Source organism: Methylophaga sp. UBA3603 (assembly GCF_002375335.1).
Taxonomy (GTDB): Bacteria; Pseudomonadota; Gammaproteobacteria; order Nitrosococcales; family Methylophagaceae; genus Methylophaga.
In genome coordinates this window covers 337,355-361,280 of the sequence record NZ_DFMC01000010.1, presented here as the reverse complement: position 1 = coordinate 361,280, position 23,926 = coordinate 337,355, and the positions used below count along the sequence as shown (strand labels likewise).

Here is a 23,926-nt window from a genome sequence, read left to right as displayed (position 1 = left end):
TGTATCTTCAGAACGCTCATGATGAGGTTTTGCCTGCAAAAGGGCTCAAAGGGATGAATGAAACGAGCACCTGTTCTATGAGCATCGAATGAAAAAAATAACTGTTTGCTTCCTGGGTCTTTTTGCTGGCACCAGCCATGCTACGAATGGTATCAATCTGATTGGATTTGGCGCCGAATCTACATTAATGGCTGGGGCAGATATTGCTGTGGCACGTGATACCACTGCGCTCAATACCAATCCGGCCGGACTGACTCAAATTAAAACCAAACGTTTTGATGCGTATGGTTCATTACTGCGGATTACTGATTTGTCGCATGAAGATCAGTTTGGTAATGATAGACATGCAAGTAACCTCTATACCGGATTAGGCGGCATGGGGTATGCACAAAAACTGGAAAATGTGGCATGTACGGTGGGGGGCGGACTGTTTGCACAAGGCGGTTCTGGTGGCGTATTTGAAAATATGCAAACCGCTTTTGCAACAGAGGATGAATACTCGGGTTTGTTTGCTGTGGGCAAACTTACCGGTGGCGTAGGCTGTGAAGTCAATGATAAATGGTCAGTCGGCGGCAGTTTTGGCCTGGTCTATGCGCAGGCTGAACAGAAGATCTTCCCTGATACCTCAGCACCGCCTGCATTTGCGGGAATTGAGATAGACGACGCGACCAGTTTACGCACCAGCTTTAAATTGGGTATTCAGTATCGGGCAACTCCCAAGCTTACGCTGGCAGCCAGTTATACCGGTAAAACAGAGCTGCCGTTAACCGATGGTGAACTTAAACTTAATATGACAGGTGCTGGTCTGGGGGTAGTCAAGTACGATGATGTTTCGTTGAAAGGTCTGGCCTTGCCTGAAGAAATCGGGGTGGGCGCCGCCTATCAGATGAATGAAAAACTGTTACTTTCGTTAAAAGTTAACTGGTTGAACTGGTCTGACGCGATGAAAAAAACCGAGTTACGAGCGACCGATCCCTCTGTTGCCGGTTTACCGGATATTAACAGTACCTCAACTATGAACTGGAATAACCAACTGGTGTTTGCCACGGGCATGGCCTATCGCTATAACGACAAACTGACGTTATATAGCGGCTATAACTATGGGAAAAACCCGATCCCAAAAGAACATACCAATCCTGTTGTGGCGGGGATCTTTGATCATCACCTCACTTTTGGCGGCAGTTATCAATACAATTCAGAATGGATTATTTATGGTGGTATTGAATACGATTTCCGTAAAAAAGTGGATTACACCAATAGCGAGCTGCCGTTTGGTAACGATTCACAATTGCGTAATGAAGCCGTATGGCTGCATATGATGGTCAGCCGACAATGGTAATTGTTCGCTGGTTATTCACCATTATGCAGCGTTAATTCTGCTCAGAGTGATAGCAGCCAAAATGCTTATGATGTCTTTAAGCCCATTGGCGGTTATCGTTGGTGCGTTTTTGGTGATACATACGTTCGTCAGCCAAAATTCTCAATTCATTTATATTGATGGTTTCGACCATATTAGCTGAACCATGACTGACACCGGCTTTTTCAAATCCGTTCTGTCGCATGTATTGTATGGTTTGTGAGATTACTTCTCTGATATTTTCTGCGTAGGTAATACTGTCGCTGGTGATGGCAAATTCATCACCTCCCATCCGGTGAAGTACGCCGAGATCCCCAAGTTTCGCTGACAGGACTCTGGCAAACATCTGCAGCATTTCATCACCTTTTTGGTGCCCATAGGTGTCGTTATAAAGCTTGAGGTTATCCATATCCAACAGCGTTAACATACCGTCAGCCGGTAACTCTTCCATGGAAATATCCAGGGCATAACGATTGGGCAGGCCTGTAAGTGCATCATGATGGGCAATTTGCAAACTCTGCTGGACCAGCACCAGATTATGTTCTTTTTCCCGGTAAACCTCGGCAAACTGATATCCCAGAACCAGACCGATAAGTAATACTTCAACCGTGACGGCTAACAAGCCGATATGCTCGATATAGATGGTGTATACACCATCCAGATCCTTGCTGGAAATTGCTATCGAGCCAATCACAAAAAAAGCAGCGATTGCCACCAGATAAAAATAGGCAATTTTATAGCCTTCAAATGCTCTTACCAGAGCCGCAATCAATGCATAGAGCATCATCAGACCAACACCATAACGGGCGCATTCTATGATCAGATTTTTATTGAAAATGGCCACAACGAATAATACTGCCAGCATCATTAAAAACAGTTTTGCCAGCTTATCCAGCCTGGGATGCGTTTCGGGGTGGATCTGTAATAAATGCTTGGCAAACAGAATGTAGGCAAAGTTACTCAGCAGAATGGGACCGCCGACAAAGTAAAACCAGTGGATATTGAACAGATCCGGGGTAATTAACAGCGCCGTACCGTTGTAGAGCACATTCATCATGATAAAAAAGGTGTACATGATTTCGGTGGTACGCCGTCTGACCAAAGCCAGAATGGTGTAATACACGCCAAGACTTATCAGAATGCCCATACTGACCAGGGTAATAACAGTGCCCCATTTTATGGCTTCACGATAATGCGGCAAGCTGTCCCAATAAGGCTGAGGCTGGGCAATAAAATAGGGTGAAACCAGTTGGGTGGTGAGCTGATACTGACCCGGAGGCAATCTGAATTCGCGTCCATGACGCATAAAAAAAGTGTTTTTGACCTCTGATTCGATTCCACCCCGGGCTTCTGCAATGAAATTACCTGAAATGTCAGTTATATAGTGATGAAAATGTCCTAATACGCTGCCATTTTTAAAATCAATAACGATTGTTTCATCAGCATCAGTGATATCAAATACGGATTGAAAGACGTAATGCCCGCCAGTTAAAGACGGAGCATTGACAGTGGTTTCAGGCGGATCTGGAAAGATCCAGTTGGCACTGACTTCATACCACTGACCAACAAATGATTGTTGTGCAAAACTGGTAATGGGAAGAAGAAAAAGAACAAAACATAATGCATATCTGAGCAGATACAATGATCGATCCGCCCCAAATTGCTGAAGCAGCAGCATGTTCAGTTAATTTCCATACTGAAAAGCTCCATTATTTTCATATGATTACGTATCTTTATTATTATTGGCAATTAGCAGGGAATTTAGCATATTTACCTTGTGATTGTAACAATAAGATAGCGCAAGTATCAGGTGTGGGGTGGGGGGTAACAACACCTTCCAGGTAGAAGTTCTTTAAAAGTACGTAGGTAAATTAAGTTGTCTGCCTAATAATATTTTGAAGTAATTCTTGGGATCGAAATAGCTTCCTGACCAATCAATTAAATGCTTTTATGCTCTTTTTTTTCATTGTCTGTTTTAGTAAGAAAATTAGTTTTTTTGAATATCCATTGCTTTATCAGCCAGCTGAGAAACAGAAAGTGGTTTGCTGAGGTAAAAGCCCTGGACGCCCTGGCAGCCAATATCACTCACCGTTTGCATAGCATGCTGATTTTCAATCCCTTCAATGACGGTTTCATATCCCATTTCGTGCAACATGGTCAGTAATGCTTTTACTTTGCGACGTTTTTGCGGGTCTTTCTCGAATTGATAAATAACCGAACGATCCAGTTTTACTACTTTAACTTCACTGAGTTCCGTAATATAACCAAAGTTTGAATAACCTGAACCAAAGTCATCAATGGCGATGGAGACCCCCAGATCGGTGAGGTTTTTCAATGCCAGTTTTGCATTTTCAAAATGGGATAAAAGCGCCACTTCTGTGACCTCAATAGTCAGCCAGTCAAGTGGAGAAAGCGTTAGCAGCTTTTGCAAAAGTTCACTTTTGTCAGGGTCATGCAAACGATTTAAATGTGTCGGGTGCATATTGATGGAAATGCTGAGTTTTTCAGCTTTTTCCGGATGCTCCTTTAACCATTTTTTGCGTTGCTGAACGACCTGTTCGATGACCCACTCATCCAGTTCTGTGGTGAGTTTTGACATCTGCACAATTGGGATAAGTTCATGAGGCATAATGTGCCCCAATTCGGGGTGATGCCAACGAATCAGTGCTTCCAAGGATGCATTTACATCGGGCTCGCTGCAATGGAATATCGGCTGATAAACTAAATGTAAACCGATATCTTCCCCCTCAACCAAACCTCTTTGTAACTCGGCTTCAATCTGCAATTGCTTTCTAAGTTCATCTGAACGATCCGGGTCAACAAAGCCAAAATAGCCTTTGCCATTTTCTTTGGCACGGTACATGGCAATATCCGCATTTCGCAGCAGAATATCCGGTAAATCGCCATCTTCAGGGTAGATGGCAATACCGATACTGGAGGAAATAAATAGATTCTGGTTAGGGGTATGAAAGGGTTGTTTCATACTTTCGATGATTCGTTGTGCAAATAGTTGTGCATCAACTTCAGATTCTATGTCCTCCAGCAGAATGACAAATTCATCACCACTTATTCGAGCAAAAGTATCACTCTCACGGACCAATCTCGAAACAATATGAGTGAAATACTGCAATACATCATCACCAACAGCATGCCCTAACGAATCATTAATGCGTTTGAAATTATCCAGATCCAGAAATAACACAGCGAACTTACTTTCTTTGCGATGACTTCTGGCAACGGTGTCTTTCAGGATCTGATTAAGATGCATCCGGTTTGGCAAGCCGGTCAGTTCATCAAATAAGGCCAGTTGATGTAATTGCTGTTCACGTCGTTTTAATTCAGCAATATCGCTGGCCAATAGCACGTAGCACGCATCACCGTCATGCTGATCTTCTACACGACTGATGGAGACCATCTGGGGTTTTAATTTGTCATGGATATAAAAGCTGAGTTCGCCACGCCACGAGCCTTGTTCTGCTAACGTCTTCCATAGCTGTTTTAAAGATAATTCACTTTCTTCATCGCATCGCAGAAAGTCATTCACATTAGTCGCCAGAATTTCATCATTTTCAATATTGAGCGTAGTCAGCATTGCCTGATTGGCATACAGAATATTTTGCCGGTCATTAATCACCAGAATATTGTCCTGCGTGTTATCAAATACCGATTGTGCCAGTGACATTTGTCGATTATTTTTTATTGTCTGAGTAATGTCAGATTGCAGGCCAATAAAGTGAGTCACTTTATTATTGTGATAAACCGGTGCGATGTTGAGCTGATTCCAAAAAGTTGTTCCATCCTTACGATAATTCAATATCGTGGTTTCATAATGACGGCCTTCTTTGATCGCCTTTTTAATGGATTGAACGGCTATTTCAGGCGTGGCTTCACCCTGTAATATCAGACAACTTTGACCGATTACTTCCTCGCTTTCATAACCGGTCATTTCAGTAAAAGCACGGTTGGTATATAGAATCGGCATATTCTCAGCCAATGCATCCACAATAACGATGCTTTGCTGAGCGGCTTCCATTGCTCGCGCCTGCAGATTATTATCAATTAAGGATTGTTTCAGACGGTCATAGGTATGAATTAATTCGGTGTTATCCCAGAATAATAAAACGGCACCATTAATATTTCCCTGATTATCCATATAAGAATTAACCGATAACAGATACTGGCGTTCACCGGAAATTTGGAAATTTACGGTTTCCCCGGTTTCACGCGCTTTTTCAATCAGTTTGACCAGATCCGGCAGGTTATGGTCACTGCGTAACTGAGTGATTCGTAAACCCACATTGTCAGTATTCAAATTGAACAGTTGCTCTGCAGCGGGATTAAAGTGCGTCAGTAATAAATTGTCATCTATTACAATCAACGGGTGGGACAGGCTGTTTTGCATATTCTGCAAGTCGGCATTAAGCGTAATAATTTCATTACTTTTTACCTGCAATTCTTCATTGACGGTTGTCAGTTCTTCATTAGTTGATTGCAATTCTTCATTAGCCGTTTCCAGTTCTTCGTTAGTCGATTGCAACTCCTCATTGGCCGACTGCATTTCTTCATTAACTGATTGCAGCTCTTCGTTTGAGGTTTCCAGTTCTTCAATCACTGTCTGCAAGTGTTCCTTGGTGGAGGACAACTCCTGTTGCAATTGCACGATACGTTCATAATTTGCCGAATCGGTTTCTTCTTCAAAATTGTCATCGAGCGTCGTCTGTTCGAACCTGACCAGATATAACGCATCATTGATATCTTTGATCTGCAACGGGATGACTTCAAACATATACGCAATATCGCCCAGGCGAATATTATGACTGCGGTAAGCTTGCGTTTCATTTCTGGCCTTATAGACCAGACCTTTGATTTCCAGCTGAAATTCGCTGCGAATCATGCTCTGGATATTCAGGCTGGCACGGCCACGACCTATTTGAGTGATGGGTGAGATATCACCATAAATAAACCGTATTTCCATACTGCTATCGACGACAAACGCATTGCTAATGATGTGTTGGGTAACTGCTTTAAACACCCGTTCGTCCATGGTTTCCACATCCTTCATAACGGGCGGTTTTATCGGGGCGGATGGCTTGCTTAAAGATTGCTGTTTCACCTTGTTTCTTCGGTAAAACTCCAAACTGTTTACATTTCGACGGGAAAAGGTTCGACCGGCATTAGAATCAATATCAAACAACTCATTATTGGTTAATGATTCTGATTGTCCTAAAAACAGGAAGCCATCCTGATTCAAAGCATAATGGAAAGTGGCCTGAATCTGTTTTTGCAATTGGGCTTTCATATAGATCAGGACATTGCGACATGTCACCAGATCAAGCCGCAGAAAAGCCGGATCCTCGACCAGATTATGTTTAGCAAATAACACCATATCGCGTATTGATTTGTTGACTTCATAACCATCGCTCATGTGCGAAAAATGCCTATCCAGCCGTTGTTGGGATAATCCTTTTATGGCTGCAAGTTCATATTTCCCTTTACGGGCAATGGTTAACGCTTTGGTATCAATATCCGTGGCAAAGATCTGTGCACGATAATCGACAAGGTCATTTCCCAGAATTTCACAGAGTAAAATGGCGATGCTGTAGGCTTCTTCACCTGTTGCACAGCCAGCGACCCAAATACGGATTTCATCACCTTTACTTTTTCCTCGCAGGATTTTTCTGAGTAGTCGTTCGAGTTCATCAAAAGCGTCTGCATCACGAAAAAATGCAGTTACCGAGATCAGTAAATCCTGATACAGATAATCCAGTTCTTGTGGATACTCCTGTACATATTGTTCATATTCAATCCAGCTGGCCGTATCGGTCGCCACTAATCGCCGATGAATGCGTCGGCGCAGGGTATTATCTTTGTAATTAAAAAAGCTGACGCCAGTATGCCTGGCTAACGCTTGCAAAATAGTATCGAAAGAATCTAATTGATTATCGGTATTTTTGGGTAGCTTGCTAATGGCTTCATAATTCGCTAAACGAATCAATTCCTCAGCGATTTTGGCCACATTCAATACACGGTCAATGCATCCTGTTTCAATCGCGGTTTTGGGCATACCCTCATATTTGGCTTCATTGGGCTGTTGAGCAAACACAAAACCATCGCGCGCTTTGATTTCCCGACATCCTCGAGCGCCATCACTTCCAGTACCCGACAAAACGACACCAACAGCTCGGTCCTGATAGGCCTCAGCCAGGGAAATAAAAAGATCATTAGCCGAGGGTTTAGGCACTCCCGGTTTGCGATTGGATTGCAGAAATATTATATCGTCACTGACGGTGCCGTTATAACCCGGCGGAATGACAATGGCAGTGCCTAACATTAAGGGCATACCATGTTTGGCGTTAATGACGGGTAAGTTACTTTCGCGCGAGAGCAAATTGGCCAACAGGCTTTCATGATCAGGGGAAAGGTGTTGCGCAATGACAATACAGATACTGTCATGTTTAGGCAGGTTTTTTAATAAACTGGTTAGTGCTTCCAATCCGCCCGCTGAAGCCGCTAAACCCACGTAAAGTGGTTTTCGACTAACACTTTTAAGCATGAATGACTCCGATAGAACTGCCGATACTGTTTCCGTAATTTGGCACTGCTGATCATCGGATAGCAGGAAAAGAGGTTATCTTTGAAGGGCAGTTTTGTTGATTTTTCAGCACATTAACATTTGGCAAAACTGATAAGCCTTAACTTGAATTAACCGGGTTTTATCGGGTTAACAATCAGCAGGCTCAGATAATGTGTTTGTTATATTTCACCGGAAGACTTGATTTAATAAATTGTAGGCAAAAAAAAGCCATGCTATGCACGGCCTTAAAATTAAAATTGGTTTGGCTTAGCTGGCAAAACGCCGTCTTAAACCTAGGAAACCTATCAATGTAGGTGCAAGTAACCATAGCGCTGCTGGTAGCGGTACCGCTGACGTATTGAAATAAGCAATGTGTGATACGTCCTGACCAGTATGAGTGGTATAACTCAATTGAGTGATAGGTGAATTAAATAAGCCAACCATCGTGAAGTTCGAATATTTCATTAAAAAACCCTGGAATGCGATTCCAAGTGATGAAGAGTCAAATATATTGCCCACAGGAGGCGGTTCAATTTTTGTAAAATCAGTCACTATAAAACCGGCGCCTGCTGCATTCAAAGCTGTTTGGAGTTGACTCGCATCAACCGCATTAGGCAATGCGTCCTCAATTAAATAGCCACTAGATGCACCTGGCATATAATCAGTAATGTTCACTACAGTGGAGATCGTACCTTCATGGCCAGGAGGTCCCGCGGGAGTTAAATAGTTAACTGGATTGGTAAGTGATAATGTGGCTGCATTTACAGCAAATGACAAGGTTGCCATTCCTGCTATTACTAGTGATTTAATGTATGTATTCATAATGCACACCCCCCCTAGAAATGTGAATTATTTGTGAACTACGTCTCACAATCTAGGCCTGAATAGATTTTCTGCATATTGTACTTTGGTACAAGTTTTCGATTTTTTATGAGAAAAAGTCATGGCCTTGTGTGGGGGGACGCACTTATTAGTTTTAGCCAGGCATTGGTAATAGAGAAATAAAGCCTTTCACGAATCACGAAAAAACCAAAAAAAAGCCGTGCATTGCACGGCTTTTTTCAAAAAGATTCTTTGTTATTTTTTCAGACGACGTCTTAAGCCTAAAAGCCCCATCATTGCCGGGGCAAATAACCATAAAGCTGCCGGAACGGGCACTTCTGAAACAGACGTATTGAAATAGGCGATATGTGAAACGTCTTTTCCATTATGGGGTAAGAAATCCAGGCTGGAGATCGGCGAGTTGAACAGACCTATTAGTGTGGTTGTACCATATTTCATCAGGAAACCACTGAATGAAAGGCCCAAAGGGGCTGTATTCAAAGTGTTGCTGGCAGGACTGTTGATTTTGAAAAAATCCGTAACCACAAAACTTGAGCCGATAGCAGATAAAGCCGTTTGAACATGTGCCGCACTCATGGCGGTTGGATTAGGTTTTGGAACATAAAAACCTACTGACGCATCTGGTATGAAACTATTAATATTAAGAATCTCAGAAATAGACCCTTTAAAGCCATTGGCATTGTAGGAAGTTGTACCCGCCAAAGATAATGTTGCTGCCTGAATAGAAAAGCTAAATGATGCCGCTAATAGGACTAACAAGCTTTTAATAAAGGTAATTTTTTTCATACAGAAGTGCGCCTCCAGAGGTGCGAAAGACATAATTAAAACCTACGTTACGTAATATAAAGATAAAACTCGCCAGCGCCTATAGTACCTTGGTACTACTTCCTGTTATTTGTTGGGAATTATTCCTGAAAATCTGAAAATACCGCCAGATGGTCAGCTTCTAGCCTTATTCCAAGGTATTCACCCACCTCATGTTGATGATGACTCTGCACTAAACACAGTATGTGTTGCCCACTTTGTAGCCTCAAAGTATAGAGATAAACTGCTCCCCTGAACGCCCTGGCAACAATTTCAGCTTTTAGCGGGCTGTTATCGTCATGAATAATGTCATCCGGTCTGAGTAATAAGTTTACTTGTTGACCAGTACTCGCATTTGTCGTCATTTTGCCGCTGACAATGCCCAGCTCAGTGCTGATTTTATTATTTGCAATAATTTCGCCAGGGATCAATACACCTTGCCCGATGAAATCCGCGACAAATCGACTGCTCGGTCGGTGATACAAATCATAACCGTTACCCCACTGCAGCAATTTTCCTTGACCTAACACACCAATCTGATCGGCCATGGCAAAGGCTTCATGTTGATCATGGGTCACCATAATCGCTGTTACCCCATCGCGACGCAGTAAATGACGTACCTCCCGGGCAAGTTGTTCGCGCAAGTCGGAATCCATACTGGAAAATGGCTCGTCCAACAACAGGATATCGGGACGTGGCGCCATCGCTCGTGCCAGGGCAACACGCTGCTGCTGCCCACCGGAAAGTTGATGCGGATACTGGTTTTGGGCCCCCGTTAATTCAACTAATTCAAGTAATTCAGCTACGCGTTGCTGCTGTTGTTTTCGTGGCAGTTTTTGTAAACCAAAACCAATATTTTTGGCGACTGTCAGGTGTGGGAACAAGGCAAAGTCCTGAAACACCATACCGATATGGCGTTTTTCCGGAGGCAGGGAAAACTCAGCAACGCTGACGGTTTTACCGTGCAACACGATGCTGCCCTGCATTAATGGTTCAAATCCGGCAATAGCACGCAAGACTGAGGTTTTCCCACATCCTGACGGGCCAAGTAAGCAGGCAATTTCACCCTCTTTTAAGTGAAAGGAAATACCTTCAACGACTGGCCTGCCAGCATAACCAATGCTGATATTGTCGACGAGTAATTGTGGAAGTTGCATAGTGCTATCAGTTTTCATCAATCGCCAATTTTAACTTGCGGGATCGGGTAATGGTTTTACTTAACAGAATAACCGGAATGATGCCGGCAATCACAATAGCCAATGCTGCCGGAGCGGCTTCGGCCAAACGTTCATCAGATGCCAGTTCGTAGGCTTTTACGGCTAAGGTATTAAAATTAAAAGGACGTAAAATAAGCGTCGCGGGGAGCTCTTTTAATACATCGACAAATACCAGTAATAATGCCGTCATCAATGATGCACTTAACATCGGTATATGGATTTGTCTCAGTATCTGTAATGGTCGAAATCCAAACGAACGACCTGCTTCATCCATCGAATGGGTGATGCGTGTTAAGCCACTGTCTACGGTTTGTAATGACACAGCAAGAAAACGGGTCAGATAGGCAAATGTGACTGCGACCAATGTGCCACTCAATAATAGTCCAGTGGAATAATTAAACTGACTCCGCGCCAAATCATCAATGGTGTTATCAATCCAGGCAAAAGGAATCATCACACCAACGGCAATAACAGCGCCAGGTACGGCATACCCCATTCCTGCCACTTGAACAGCTCCGCTCACCAGTTTGCCTGGATAAAGTCGCTGGGCATAAGCCATAACAAGCGCCAGTAACAAAGCGAGTACGGCAGCAAACGCGGCAAGCGACAGGCTGTTGACCAGTAATCTTAGAAACTCTGCATCAATCACGGTATCCGCTACATGGATGGTCCAGCTAAGCAGTTGCAATGCCGGTAATAAAAAACCCAGTCCAAGGATAAACAGGCAAAACAGGAATGCCAGAAATGCCCGGCCACCGGTCAGTGGGAAACGACGCAGATCCTGATGACGACGACTGGTGTGGTGATAGCGGGCTTTACGACGGGAATAACGTTCGATCAGAACCAAGGCAAAGACAAATACCATCAGTCCAGCGGCGAGTTGAGCTGCTGCCGCAGCACTGCCCATACCGAACCAGGTTCGGAAAATGCCGGTGGTAAAAGTGCTGACGCCAAAGAATTGAACGGTACCGTAATCGGCTAAGGTTTCCATCAATGCTAATGATAAACCGGCAATGATTGCTGGACGAGCCAGCGGAAGCGCTACCTTCCAGAACGTTTTCCATGGCCCATTACCTAAGGTCCGACTGACATCCAGCACACAGATTGATTGATTCAGAAACGCCGCGCGGCTAAGCAAATAGACATAGGGATAAAGCACCAGAGTCAGCATAGCAACTGCGCCGTTTAGCGAGCGGATCTGAGGGAACCAGTAATCTCCGTATTGCCAGCCAAACCATTCACGCAGGCTGGTTTGTAACGGACCGGCAAAATCCAGCATTCCGGTATAGGTATAGGCAATGATATAGGCAGGCATTGCCATTGGCAGCAACAAGGCCCACTCGAACACACTGCGACCTGGAAATTGACACATTGTGGTGAGCCAGGCCGTTGTGACACCGATTAACAGCGTACCCATAGCGACGCCAAGCATTAACAGCAGAGAATTACGAATATAGTCGGGAAGCACCGTACTACTTAAGTGCTGCCAGATATCACCACTGGGAACAAAAACATGCGCCAAAACCACTGCCACAGGCATTGACAGGGCCACTGCCAGTACAAAAATGAATGCCGGGTAGGGGCGAAATTGGTTTATGAAGGACATGTAATTGTAAAGTTGGCAGTTGATAGGGCAAAACTGCCAACTTTACGCATGCAATTGCTTATTGCCAACCCGCACGGTCCATCAGCCGCAACGCATCGGCGTTAAATTCACCTAATTTATCCATGTCCAGTGAATCGGCACGGAAGTCTCCCCACTGTTCAAGTACTTTGCCTCTTTCAATATCGTCTCGAACTGGATATTCACCATTGGTTTCTGCATACCATTGCTGAGCAGTATCGCTGGTCAGAAACTCCAGCAGTTCAATCGCATTTTCGCGATGTTTGGCATCTTTAATAATGCCCGCTCCGGATACATTAATATGCACACCACGGTCATCCTGATTTGGCCAGAAAACCGCTAACTTTTCTGCTGCTGCTTTTTCATCGGCATCGTTGCTGGTCAACATACCTGCCAGATAATACGTATTGGCAATAACAATATCGCACTGGCCCGCCGCTGCAGCACTGATCTGATCGCGATCTCCACCTTGTGGCGAACGGGCGAAATTGGCGACCAGTCCTTTTGCCCATTCTTCCGTTGCAGCTTGACCATTGGCCACAATCATTGAAGCAACCATTGACTGGTTATAAATGTTACTTGATGAACGAACACAGATTCGGTTGTTCCAGCGTGGTTCAACCAGCGCTTCATAGGTTGAAAGTTCTGCAGGATCGACACGATCTTTCACATACATAATAGGACGAGCACGCAGCGACAAACCAAACCAGTAACCTTCCGGATGACGATAGAAAGAGGGGATGCGTTGCTGCAGAATTTCAGAGTCAACGGGTTGTAACAAGTCTTCTTCCATAGCACGGTGTAAACGACCCGCGTCTGTGGTTAACAGCATATCGGCGGGAGTATTGCGACCTTCATTCTGCAGACGTTGCAATAGCTCATCTGCGTTACCAGTGACCAGATTGACTTTAATTCCGGTTTCTTCAGTGAATTCATCCAGTAAAGGTTTGATCAGCGATTCAATTCGGGCGGAATACAGATTGACTTCTTTTATCTCGTTTTCAGATTCATTGCTACATCCCGAGATAAACAACAGACTTAAACCCAAACAAACACTCAGAAAAATACCTGCTTTGCGCATAGAACACTCCATGGTTGATGACATTAACAATGATAATGAGATTTATTTTTGTTTGGAATAGGGGGAATTAAAGTTTTCTTGGGTTATTAACAAGAAGAATCATAATATGACGGTAGTTAGCTCGCACAGAGCCTGCTTTTAGCTTTGCAAAAAACTGGCACAAAAAAGCGTAAACCAGTATTGTTTTCACAAACGAAATTCAGGTTTCAAAACTGAAACTGCGCAATCTGCAAGGTATCAAAATGTCTGGAAGTTTATTTATTGTGGCGGCACCCTCCGGTGCAGGGAAAACCAGTCTGGTTCGAGCATTGGTCAAACAGGACCCGCATGTTCGCTTATCGGTATCCCATACAACCCGTGCTGCAAGAGCGGGAGAGGCTGACGGCGAAGATTACTTTTTTGTCAGTCAGGATATCTTCAGCAAGATGCGTGATGCAGGAGATTTTCTTGAATCCGCAACAGTATTTGATAACAGTTATGGTACTTCGGCTGCTGCAGTGCATCACCAGTTACATGCCGGAAATGATGTGATTCTGGAAATTGACTGGCAGGGGGCTCAGCAAGTAAGAAAAAACTTTCCCGACAGCAGCAGTATATTTATTTTGCCGCCATCCAAACAGGCACTTGAACAGCGTTTGAGAGGCCGCGGACAGGATGATGAAGCAACGATTTCGCGCAGAATGCGAGACGCAGAGAGTGAAATGTCACATTACGTTGAATTTGATTATCTGATTGTGAATGATGACTTTGATCATGCGCTCGCCAGCCTGACTGCGATTGTGGTCGCGAGTCGGCACAAACTGGCTGTTCAACAGTCAAATTACAGTACCTTGTTAGCGGACTTACTGGCTTAAGCTGCGTATCTCTCGTAAAATTACATCTTTTAACCACAGGACAAATTAACATGGCACGTACTACCGTTGAAGATTGCCTCGAAAATGTAGATAACCGTTTTCAATTAGTGCTGGTTGCGGCAAAACGCGCTCGTCAGATTGCCATGGGTGATGATGCAATGGTGCCGGTCGATAACGACAAACCTACTGTTCTGGCACTGCGTGAAATTGCCGCAGGTCTGGTTGATCGCACTATTCTTACTAAAACCTCAGCTCGTCAACATGCCGAAGAAAGCATGGTCAGCGATGAAGAGCTGCAAAGCGAAATCTAATTTACCGTGAGTGCAAAACCATCTGTTGCGTCTGAACTTGACTTCATCCAGGAGTCCGAGCCCAAACTCACGATAGATGATCTGTGTTTTGCCACTTCAAATTATTTAGAAAACAATCAGGTCGAGTCGATTCGGCGAGCTTATCACTTTGCCGAGCAATGCCATGAAGGGCAGACCCGACGCAGTGGTGAGCGCTATATCACGCATCCGCTAGCGGTAGCGCATGTACTGGCGATGATGCATATGGATTATGAATGCATCATGGCCGGTTTGCTGCACGACGTTATCGAAGACACGGAAATGTCCAAACGTGACGTAATCGCCGAATTTGGTGAACCCGTTGCCGAGCTGGTAGAAGGTGTCACCAAGCTGGCGCAGGCGGCATTTGAAACCAGACAACACGCCCAGGCTGAAAATCTGCGAAAAATGTTGCTGGCGATGTCCCGTGATATACGGGTTATTATCGTCAAGCTTGCTGATCGTTTGCACAATATGCGTACTCTGGGTCACCTGCGACCGGAAAAACGCCGCCGCATTGCCCATGAAACCCTCGAAATCTATGCTCCTATTGCCCAGCGTCTGGGAATGAATCTGATGCGCTGTGAACTGGAAGATCTTGGCTTTCACGTTCTTTACCCTATTCGTTATCGTGTGTTGGGTGACGCCGTGCGTAAAGCGCGGGGCAATCGCAAGGAAATCGTCAGCCAAATCACCGCTTCCATCCTCAATAGAATGGAGCAGGAAGGCCTTAGCGCCGATATTCAGGGCCGCGAGAAAAATCTCTATAGCATTTACAAAAAAATGGTTAGCAAACAGCTATCATTTTCTGAAGTCATGGATGTGTATGCCTTCAGGATTATTGTCGACGACGTGGATGCCTGTTATCGAATGCTGGGTGTAGTGCATAACTTATACAAACCAGTGCAGGGTAAATTCAAAGACTATATAGCGATTCCCAAAGCGAATGGTTATCAATCATTGCATACCGTTTTATTTGGTCCCTATGGTGTTCCGATAGAAGTCCAGATCCGTTCTCGCGATATGGATCAATTGGCTGAAGCGGGTGTGGCCGCTCATTGGCTTTATAAAACCGGTGAAGTTGCTGGCAATACGCTGGCGCACCGTAAAGCCAGGCAATGGTTGCATGGCATTCTGGAAATGCAGAAAAGCTCCGGTGACTCGATGGAGTTTCTGGAAAATCTACGTATCGATTTATTCCCTGATGAGATTTATGTTTCAACGCCAAAAGGAGAGATCCTCACCTTACCGAGAGGATCCTCAGCAGTGGATTTTGCCTATGCAGTTCATTCTGATGTCGGTAACAGTTGCGTAGCAGCCAGAGTTGGCCGCCATCTGGTGCCATTAAGTTCACCACTGGAAACCGGCCAGTCAGTTGAAATCATTACCTCGCCGACCTCGCATCCTAATCCGGCCTGGCTTAATTTTGTCGTGACGCCAAAAGCGCGGACCAATATTCGTAATTACCTCAAGCATCTGCAAGGCGAAGAGGCAATTCAGCTTGGATTACGACTGCTGAACAAACATCTGACAGCCTTTTCAACAGCATTGGAAAATATTCCCACCAAGCGAATTACGGCACTTTTGAAAGAGTATGAGCTGGAAAACTTTGATGAATTATTGAGCGATCTGGGTCTGGGCAACATATCTGCCTTACTGGTCGCACAAAAATTGTTACAGGAAGAAACTCCTGATAAAGAGCCACAGGCACTGCTGATTGCCGGAACTGAGGGCATGGTTGTGAATTTTGCTCGCTGCTGCCATCCGATTCCGGGTGATCCAATCCACGGATTTGTCAGTGCCGGACGCGGTATCATTATTCATCAGCGAAGCTGTAAAAATACTACTCATTTACGTGAGCAGAATGAAAAGTGGCTGGATGTTGCCTGGGCAAAAGAGATCAATCGTGATTTCCCTGTAGATTTGATGATGCATTTGCGTAATCAACGTGGTGCACTGGCGACAATTGCTTCGGTGATTTCTGAAGCTGAATCGAATATTGATAATGTTATCGTTGATGAGCGCGATGGTGGCTATACCAATCTGCGACTGACAATTGAAGTCACTGATCGTCAGCATCTTGCTCGCATTATCCGCCGTTTACGCCAACTGGAAATGGTCGAACGGATTAACCGTATTAATAACTGATTTGTTTAATCTGTCGTCTACTGGGCGACTTAGCCGGAGTTTTTATGTCCCGAGAAATTATCCATACCAGCAATGCTCCTGAAGCTATTGGTACCTATTCACAAGCCGTAAAAGTTGGTGATGTTGTTTATCTTTCTGGTCAAATCCCACTGGTACCGGAAACCATGACAGTGATTGAAGGCGATTTCGCTACTCAGGTTCGCCGGGTATTTGATAACTTGTCAGCGGTTGCTGCGGCATCAGGTGGCAGTTTGCAGGATGTGGTTAAACTGAATATTTATCTCACCGATTTAGCCCATTTCGGCACCGTCAATGAAATCATGGCCGATTACTTCCAGCAGCCCTATCCAGCTCGTGCAGCAATTGGCGTAGCCTCTTTACCCAAAGATGTGCCGGTAGAAATGGATGCTATTTTGCATCTAGGCGCTTAAACCCGACTATATTAGTGGCCGTAGCAGGTGACTGAACTGGCCATAACTGATCCGGTCACCTCACTGAAAGGTGTCGGTGAAAAACTGGCTGAAAAGCTGGAGAAACTGGGGATCCGCTATATTCAGGATCTCCTGTTTCATCTGCCTCTGCGTTACCAGGACCGCACGCGTTTAATGCCAATTGGCAGTTTGCGACCACAACAGGAAAAACTGATTGAAGGGGTTATTCAGCTCAGTCAGGTTAAGTTCGGTCGGCGTCGTTCATTGCTATGCCATGTCAGTGATGGCACCGGTGCACTGGTATTACGCTTCTTTCATTTTTCCAAAACCCAGCAACAGCAACTCGCTCGTGGGCAACGTATTCGTTGCTTTGGCGAAGTGCGCAGTGGTCCATCAGCGCTAGAAATGGTGCATCCTGAATATCAGATAATTCAGGGTGAGGCGCCATTTGCTGTGGATGAAGTCTTAACGCCGGTGTATCCGACAACAGAAGGGCTGCATCAATTATCTTGGCGGAAACTGTTGAATCAGGCAATCAAATTGCTGGAACAGCAAGCCATGCCATCCTATTTACCAGAAGCATTGTTAGATCCCAGAGTGGCTCATTTTGATCTGACGCAAGCCTTGAAATACGTTCACTTACCTCCGCCCGATAGTGATGTCGGTCAGTTAATCGCTCGTGAACATCCGGCACAGAAACGCCTGGCATTTGAAGAATTACTGGCTCAGCAGCTCAGTATGCGTCAAATCCGCTATCGCACTCAGCAACATACAGCGCCTATGTTTGAAGCCGATAGTTTCAGTGAAACGTTTTTACAACGGCTACCATTCCCGTTAACCGGTGCTCAGCAACGGGTTATCACAGAGATCCGTAACGACCTGCAACAGAATATTCCGATGCAGCGGCTGGTGCAGGGGGATGTCGGATCAGGTAAAACAGTGGTAGCTGCTTTATCAGCATTAATGGCAGTATCAAGTGGCTATCAGGCAGTGATGATGGCGCCCACCGAATTACTCGCAGAGCAACATTATCAGACCTTTCGTAATTGGCTTGAGCCGTTAGGCATCGAGGTTGGCTGGTGTGCTGGCAAGCAAACAACAGCACAGCGTCGACAGGTTATTGCTGCGCTGGCTGCAGGCGAAATCAATATTGCCGTTGGCACCCATGCGTTATTTCAGGATGAAGTGACGTTTAATCGGTTGGGTCTGGTGATAATTGATGAGCAGCACCGGTTTGGCGTGCATCAGCGTATGGCGCTACGCGATAAAGGTAAAGCGGTGGATATCCTGCCACATCAATTGGTGATGACCGCTACCCCTATTCCCCGAACATTAGCAATGACAGCATATGCTGATTTGAATGTATCAATAATTGATGAACTGCCGCCTGGCAGGCAACCGGTAACCACCGTGGTGGTGGCCGATAACCGTCGCCAGGAAGTAATTGAGCGCATTCATGTGGCCTGTCAGCAAAAACGTCAGGTTTACTGGGTATGCACCTTGATTGAAGAGTCTGAGCATTTACAATGTCAGGCAGCGGAAGATACTGCTGAACAATTGCAACAGGCGTTGCCTGACTTACGGATTGCACTGGTGCATGGCCGAATGAAGTCAGCTGAAAAAGAACAGGTGATGCAGGCGTTCAAACAGGGTGAAATTGATTTGCTGGTGGCGACTACGGTGATTGAAGTTGGGGTTGATGTGCCCAATGCCAGTTTAATGGTGATTGAAAATGCTGAACGTCTGGGGCTGGCACAATTACATCAATTACGTGGCCGGGTAGGGCGTGGCACGGTGCAGAGTCATTGTGTGTTGATGTACCATCCTCCGCTGTCGGAAAATGGTTTGGCACGGCTGGCCTGTTTACGCGAAAGCAATGACGGATTTGTTATTGCCCAGCGCGATTTGGAAATTCGTGGTCCTGGCGAAGTGTTGGGAACAAGGCAGACCGGTTTGCCCCAGTTTCGGGTGGCCGATTTACTGGCTGATCAGGATTTGTTGCCAGCGGTCAGCAAAGCGGCTGAGACTTTAATAAAGCACTATCCGGAAAACGTCACACCTTTAATTCAACGCTGGTTTGGTACCAAACTGAACTTCGGACAAGTATGAGTCACCAGAATCAATGTTAAAAAGCCAAACACACTGGCATCCCGCGCCAACTGCAAAACTACCAGGCGAACTGGCTGGATGGTTAACGGACAAAGGATCGTTAACGCTGCGTCTGCAACAGACCAGTCAGCAGCAATTCAAAGTGGATCTGCAGCAAACCGGTTGGCAAAAACCTCTGACAGAAGAAGCTTTGAAGCTTGAACAGCCGTTATATGAACATGCCTATTGCCGAGAGGTGATATTACGCGATGGTGATCAGCCACGCGTATTTGCCCGCACCATTGTGCCGCGCGCCAGTTATCAGGCATTGCAGGCACACCTGCATATTCATCACCTGGGTAATCGCTCTCTGGGTGAAATCTTGTTTACTGACCCGGCGATTAAACGCGGCCCACTTGAAGTGGCCAGTCTGCGTTCAGGACAAAGCCTGTTTGAATTGGCAAAACACAGCAGTAATGAACTCAACGATAGTTCAATAATGTGGGCAAGACGGTCATGTTTTTATTTTGCTGAGAATAGTTTACTGGTCTGTGAAATATTTTTACCGAATCAGGACTGGTCTTGATGACAAATTTAGCCACACAACTACGCCCTTACTGGCAATTAACCAGAATGAATCGGCCTATTGGCATTTTATTGTTGCTCTGGCCCACCTTGACAGCATTATGGATTGCAGCTGACGGCTTGCCGGATATTAAGATCCTGCTGATTTTCATCGCTGGTGTTGTGCTGATGCGTGCGGCTGGCTGTGCAATTAATGATTTTGCCGACAGGCATATTGATGGTCAGGTGTGGCGTACTGAGAATCGTCCGCTGGCAACCGGTGCATTATCGGCAAAACAGGCAGTACTGACGTTTGTGGTATTAGCCTTATTCGCGTTTATGCTGGTGTTGTTGCTTAATACTTTCACGATAGCACTATCGCTGGTGGCGGTATTACTGGCCGCGGTCTATCCGTTTATGAAACGTTTTACCTACCTGCCGCAGCTGGTATTAGGCATGGCATTTGGCTGGGCCATTCCGATGGCATTTGCGGCCCAGACCAACGCATTGCCGGCTATTGTCTGGTGGTTGTTTGTGGCCAATATTATCTGGACAACAATGTATGACACCTTCTATGCCATGGCCGACCGTGAGGATGATCTGCAAGCAGGTGTGAAATCCACTGCCATTCTGTTTGGACAGAAAGATTTATTAATACAAGGTATGTTACAAATCGGGTATCTGTTGATCCTGTTGTTCATTGGATTGCAGTTGCAGTTTGGAATGCTGTTTTATATTGGGTTAGCAATCGCTGCGGTGTTATTTGTTTACCAGTTATGGCTTAGTAAAGATCGTGAACGCCATGCCTGTTTAAAAGCCTTTCTGAACAATAATTGGGTGGGAGCAGTTATTTTTATCAGCATCGTTTTGCATTACAGCCTGAGCTGACATGGCAAGATATTTATCTTCTGTTTTTTTACTGTTTTGGCTAATTGGTACCGTAAGCGCCACAGAAATTTATCAGTGGACAGATGACCATGGACGACAGATATTTTCTGATCAACCTGCAGATCCAGCAGCGGAAACCGTTGAGTTAACCCCCAGCTCAAATCGCTATTTATTTAATGTTAAACGGGTCTATGACGGCGATACTTTGGTTTTGGAAAATAATCAGCGGGTCAGATTACTCAGTATAAATACCCCGGAAATAAGTTCTCGTTATCGCGAAGCCGAACCAGGCGGCATTGAAGCGAGGGATTGGTTAAAAAAACAGTTATCAGAAAACCAGGTCTATCTGCAGTACGATACCGAAAAACGCGATCGTTATGATCGGTTGCTCGCGTATGCATGGACACCGGACGGTGACTTTATCAATGAAAAATTGTTACAAAAGGGATTGGCTGCACTGACTCTAAAGCCCCCTAATCTGCAGTATGCAGATCAATTGATTGCCGCCCAACGACAGGCAATAAAACAACAGCAGGGTATCTGGGGAGATAAACATTATCAGCCCCGCAAAGTCTCCAGTCTCACTGAAACAGCCTATCTTGGCTGGCAACGATGGCTTCTAACTGCTAAATCACGCTCACAGACCAGGGATTATTGGATATTAAAAGTTAATGACAAAGCGAGTCTGAGGATAGCGAAGAAACAGCAGGATTTGTTCCCGCCATTGGGGTCGTATTTGAATAAGTCACTGGAAGTCCGTGGCTGGATGTCCAAACGAGGAGATCAATATAGTCTGTTTGTGCAGCATCCCAGCGCCATCACGTTATTGGATTAAGTTTTTATTCTATTTCGCTTAACAATTTTTCCATGATGTCGTTCATCGCCACCATACCAACCAAATCATTGTTATGAACTACCAGGAGTCGTTTCACCCGATGCGTTGTCATCAACGTGGCAACGTGTTGAATCGCTAATTCTTCCCCAACGGCTATAACCGGTTTGGCGCAGATGTCATACACATTCAGCAAATCAATATCGCCTTCCTCAGCAATAACCGTTTTCAGAATATCCGAGTAGGTAATTAACCCAAAGGCATCGTGTTGATTCTGCTTATCCACGACCAGCGATTTTATTTTATGGCGCTTCATCAGGCTTAATGCTTCACGCATTTTGGCAAAGGGTGAAATGGTGACTACATCAGTAATCATGACATCTTTAACTAATCGCATTGGTGGCATCCTTGAGGGTTAGAAAGAATCTCGTAAATGTTGCTGGAATTGTTCAACCTGAGAGGTATCGATACCTGCCAGATGCTCCAATGGCAGAGTAAATACCAGACCTTTGGAGTCCTGATTATCCGGCATCAGAATTTTTTGAATGGCTTTGAGCACCTGTAATGACAGGCCTTTTTCCAATACCATCAGCAACACACTTTGACTGCCATCGTAACTCAGACCAAAAAAGGTTTTTTTGACGTTATTACTGATTCCCCGGGCTGACATGACGGTTATGCCACCGGCACCGAGATCCTTGGCGGTATCAATCGCAGCCTGTTCATTTTCTTCGGGAACAATTGCAACAAGAACAGAAAACTTCATGGGTTTACCCTTTGCAATGACGTCATGAAATGCATCGTAATAGCATAGAGCATGACGGTAATGATTGGAAAGATTGAGGCAAAGGCTATTAAGCCAAAGCCATCCATCAGAATGTTTCGACCTTCAATATGGGTTGCAAGGCCGATACCCAGTGCCGTCACCAAAGGCACTGTGACTTCTGAGGTTGTCACACCACCTAAGTCATATGCCAGCGGCACAATATATTTGGGGGCGATTAAGGTGAGTACGATAACGATTAAATATCCGCCGATAATATAATGGTGAATTGAGTCGCCGGATATAATACGGTGGACGCCGATAGTGATGCCTACTGCCACACCCACTGCCACCAGAAGCCTGATGACGTTACCATTTATCCTTCCCGAAGCGGCTTCTTCTGCCTGTTGGCCGATAGCAATCAAGGCGGGTTCCGCCATGGTAGTCGCAAAACCAATCGCAAAAGCGAACAGATAGACATAGACAATATGCTGATTTTTTATCAGTTGTTCAGCCATGCTGCTACCGATGGGGAATAACCCCATTTTTAAGCCTACAACAAATGCATACAACCCGAATAACACCATGGCAAAACCTAAAATCACTTTGCGTGGGTTCGTTAACGGTCGTTTTAACACCAGATACTGGAAAAACAGGATAGTGATAATGATAGGAAGCACATCTCCCATCATCCCCAACAAATCCATCAGCATGGCCATCGGGCCAGAGATTGCTTCTTTCTGCGCCGTGTTGATACTGAGATCTGCTGCGGGAGCAGTTTCAGACCCACTGAAGACGACAATCCCATACAGCTGAACTGTTATCATCGGTACCATCACTGCCATGGCTACAATACCAAAGCCATCAATAAGTGGGTTACGGCCACGAATGGATGAGGCTAAACCAATACCTAAGGCTGCTATCAATGGAACAGTCACAATATTGGTGGTAACACCGCCTGAATCATAAGCCAGTCCGACGATTTCAGCCGGTGTGAAAAATGTGATCACCACGACAATCAGGTAACCAATAATCATGAACCAGTGTAGCGGGTAACCAAACAGGATTCGAAATACACCGAGGGCAACCACAAAGCCAACAGAAACGGCCACCAGAAAGCGTAGGATCAATGCATCGATTCGGCCTTCACTGATCTCCTGAGCTTGTTCGGCCACGGCAATTAACGCCGGTTCGGCAATCACCGCCGAAAAGCCTAATGCAAAACCAAATGCGAGCAAAATCGATAACGAACCCCGTCGAGTAAACTGATTAGAGAGACTTTTACCGACCGGAAAGATACTTAATTCAAGGCCCCGCAGAAATAGGGCGACTCCGATGGCAACGACAAACAGACCGAGACTGATGCTCAGACTGTTTTCCGGGACGCGTTGCAATACAAAAGCTTGAAAAATAACCACAACGACAACGATTGGCAGCAAGTTTTTCAACGCGTGTAAAAATGCAGCTGAAAAAGCTTTCAGTTGATTCACTGTGGCCTCTTTATTGTCGGTTAAAGGTTACGGGCTTCA

19 protein-coding genes are annotated in these 23,926 nt (G+C 45.2%); 9 read left to right on the top strand and 10 right to left on the bottom strand.

Translation table 11 applies throughout. From position 1 onward, the window contains the following. Positions 1-88 precede the first annotated feature (88 nt). On the top strand, positions 89-1,339 hold the full coding sequence (locus B4F66_RS12525; RefSeq protein ID WP_292353569.1) for an OmpP1/FadL family transporter: 1,251 nt from the start codon (positions 89-91) through the stop codon (positions 1,337-1,339). A gap of 76 nt (positions 1,340-1,415) precedes the next feature. On the opposite strand, the gene B4F66_RS12520 is transcribed toward B4F66_RS12525, so the two are convergent. The 7 genes from B4F66_RS12520 to B4F66_RS12490 form a co-directional block, all read right to left on the bottom strand. Continuing rightward, positions 1,416-3,035, bottom strand: a complete 1,620-nt coding sequence (locus tag B4F66_RS12520) for a GGDEF domain-containing protein (RefSeq protein ID WP_292353570.1) — start codon at positions 3,033-3,035, stop codon at positions 1,416-1,418. Positions 3,036-3,344: 309 nt separating this feature from the next. Then, positions 3,345-7,910, bottom strand: a complete 4,566-nt coding sequence (locus B4F66_RS12515) for an EAL domain-containing protein (RefSeq protein WP_292353571.1) — start codon at positions 7,908-7,910, stop codon at positions 3,345-3,347. A gap of 288 nt (positions 7,911-8,198) precedes the next feature. Continuing rightward, the gene (locus B4F66_RS12510) at positions 8,199-8,753 is read right to left on the bottom strand and encodes a VPLPA-CTERM sorting domain-containing protein (RefSeq protein WP_292353572.1); all 555 of its coding nucleotides are present in this window, start codon (positions 8,751-8,753) and stop codon (positions 8,199-8,201) included. A 255-nt stretch (positions 8,754-9,008) separates the two neighbouring features. Continuing rightward, positions 9,009-9,560, bottom strand: a complete 552-nt coding sequence (locus B4F66_RS12505) for a hypothetical protein (RefSeq protein ID WP_292353573.1) — start codon at positions 9,558-9,560, stop codon at positions 9,009-9,011. Positions 9,561-9,679: 119 nt separating this feature from the next. Then, complete coding sequence (locus B4F66_RS12500; RefSeq protein WP_292353574.1) at positions 9,680-10,753, bottom strand: ABC transporter ATP-binding protein; 1,074 nt, start codon at positions 10,751-10,753, stop codon at positions 9,680-9,682. Further along, complete coding sequence (locus B4F66_RS12495) at positions 10,743-12,401, bottom strand: ABC transporter permease (RefSeq protein ID WP_414673321.1); 1,659 nt, start codon at positions 12,399-12,401, stop codon at positions 10,743-10,745. Before B4F66_RS12495 ends, B4F66_RS12500 begins: the two co-directional genes overlap by 11 nt. 58 nt (positions 12,402-12,459) lie before the next feature. Then, positions 12,460-13,500, bottom strand: a complete 1,041-nt coding sequence (locus B4F66_RS12490) for a Fe(3+) ABC transporter substrate-binding protein (protein WP_292353575.1) — start codon at positions 13,498-13,500, stop codon at positions 12,460-12,462. A 242-nt stretch (positions 13,501-13,742) separates the two neighbouring features. On the opposite strand from B4F66_RS12490, the gene gmk reads away from it, so the two are divergent. From gmk to B4F66_RS12450, 8 genes are read left to right on the top strand one after another with little or no spacing between them, the layout of a single operon-like run. Beyond that, the gene (gene gmk, locus B4F66_RS12485; protein WP_292353576.1) at positions 13,743-14,354 is read left to right on the top strand and encodes a guanylate kinase; all 612 of its coding nucleotides are present in this window, start codon (positions 13,743-13,745) and stop codon (positions 14,352-14,354) included. Positions 14,355-14,404: 50 nt separating this feature from the next. Further along, the gene (gene rpoZ, locus B4F66_RS12480) at positions 14,405-14,665 is read left to right on the top strand and encodes a DNA-directed RNA polymerase subunit omega (RefSeq protein WP_292353577.1); all 261 of its coding nucleotides are present in this window, start codon (positions 14,405-14,407) and stop codon (positions 14,663-14,665) included. Positions 14,666-14,671: 6 nt separating this feature from the next. After that, positions 14,672-16,831 (top strand): RelA/SpoT family protein, encoded by a 2,160-nt coding sequence (locus B4F66_RS12475; protein WP_292353578.1) that lies wholly within the window; start codon positions 14,672-14,674, stop codon positions 16,829-16,831. Between the two features lie 44 nt (positions 16,832-16,875). Beyond that, positions 16,876-17,262, top strand: a complete 387-nt coding sequence (gene ridA / locus B4F66_RS12470; RefSeq protein ID WP_292353579.1) for a deaminase RidA — start codon at positions 16,876-16,878, stop codon at positions 17,260-17,262. A gap of 27 nt (positions 17,263-17,289) precedes the next feature. Continuing rightward, complete coding sequence (recG, locus tag B4F66_RS12465) at positions 17,290-19,371, top strand: ATP-dependent DNA helicase RecG (RefSeq protein WP_292353580.1); 2,082 nt, start codon at positions 17,290-17,292, stop codon at positions 19,369-19,371. Between the two features lie 13 nt (positions 19,372-19,384). Continuing rightward, positions 19,385-19,936: a chorismate--pyruvate lyase family protein gene (locus B4F66_RS12460; protein ID WP_292353581.1), complete on the top strand. Its 552-nt coding sequence runs from the start codon at positions 19,385-19,387 to the stop codon at positions 19,934-19,936. Continuing rightward, complete coding sequence (ubiA, locus tag B4F66_RS12455; RefSeq protein ID WP_292353582.1) at positions 19,936-20,802, top strand: 4-hydroxybenzoate octaprenyltransferase; 867 nt, start codon at positions 19,936-19,938, stop codon at positions 20,800-20,802. The genes B4F66_RS12460 and ubiA overlap by 1 nt, the downstream gene beginning before the upstream one ends. A 1-nt stretch (position 20,803) precedes the next feature. Next, complete coding sequence (locus B4F66_RS12450; RefSeq protein WP_292353583.1) at positions 20,804-21,637, top strand: thermonuclease family protein; 834 nt, start codon at positions 20,804-20,806, stop codon at positions 21,635-21,637. A gap of 4 nt (positions 21,638-21,641) precedes the next feature. Here the strand turns inward: B4F66_RS12450 and B4F66_RS12445 are convergent, their stop codons facing one another. The 3 genes from B4F66_RS12445 to B4F66_RS12435 are packed head-to-tail and all read right to left on the bottom strand — an operon-like array spanning position 21,642 to position 23,887. Further along, complete coding sequence (locus B4F66_RS12445) at positions 21,642-22,031, bottom strand: CBS domain-containing protein (protein WP_292353584.1); 390 nt, start codon at positions 22,029-22,031, stop codon at positions 21,642-21,644. An 18-nt stretch (positions 22,032-22,049) separates the two neighbouring features. Next, on the bottom strand, positions 22,050-22,400 hold the full coding sequence (locus B4F66_RS12440; RefSeq protein ID WP_292353585.1) for a P-II family nitrogen regulator: 351 nt from the start codon (positions 22,398-22,400) through the stop codon (positions 22,050-22,052). Continuing rightward, positions 22,397-23,887, bottom strand: a complete 1,491-nt coding sequence (locus tag B4F66_RS12435; RefSeq protein ID WP_292353586.1) for a DUF1538 domain-containing protein — start codon at positions 23,885-23,887, stop codon at positions 22,397-22,399. Before B4F66_RS12435 ends, B4F66_RS12440 begins: the two co-directional genes overlap by 4 nt. Positions 23,888-23,926 lie beyond the last annotated feature (39 nt).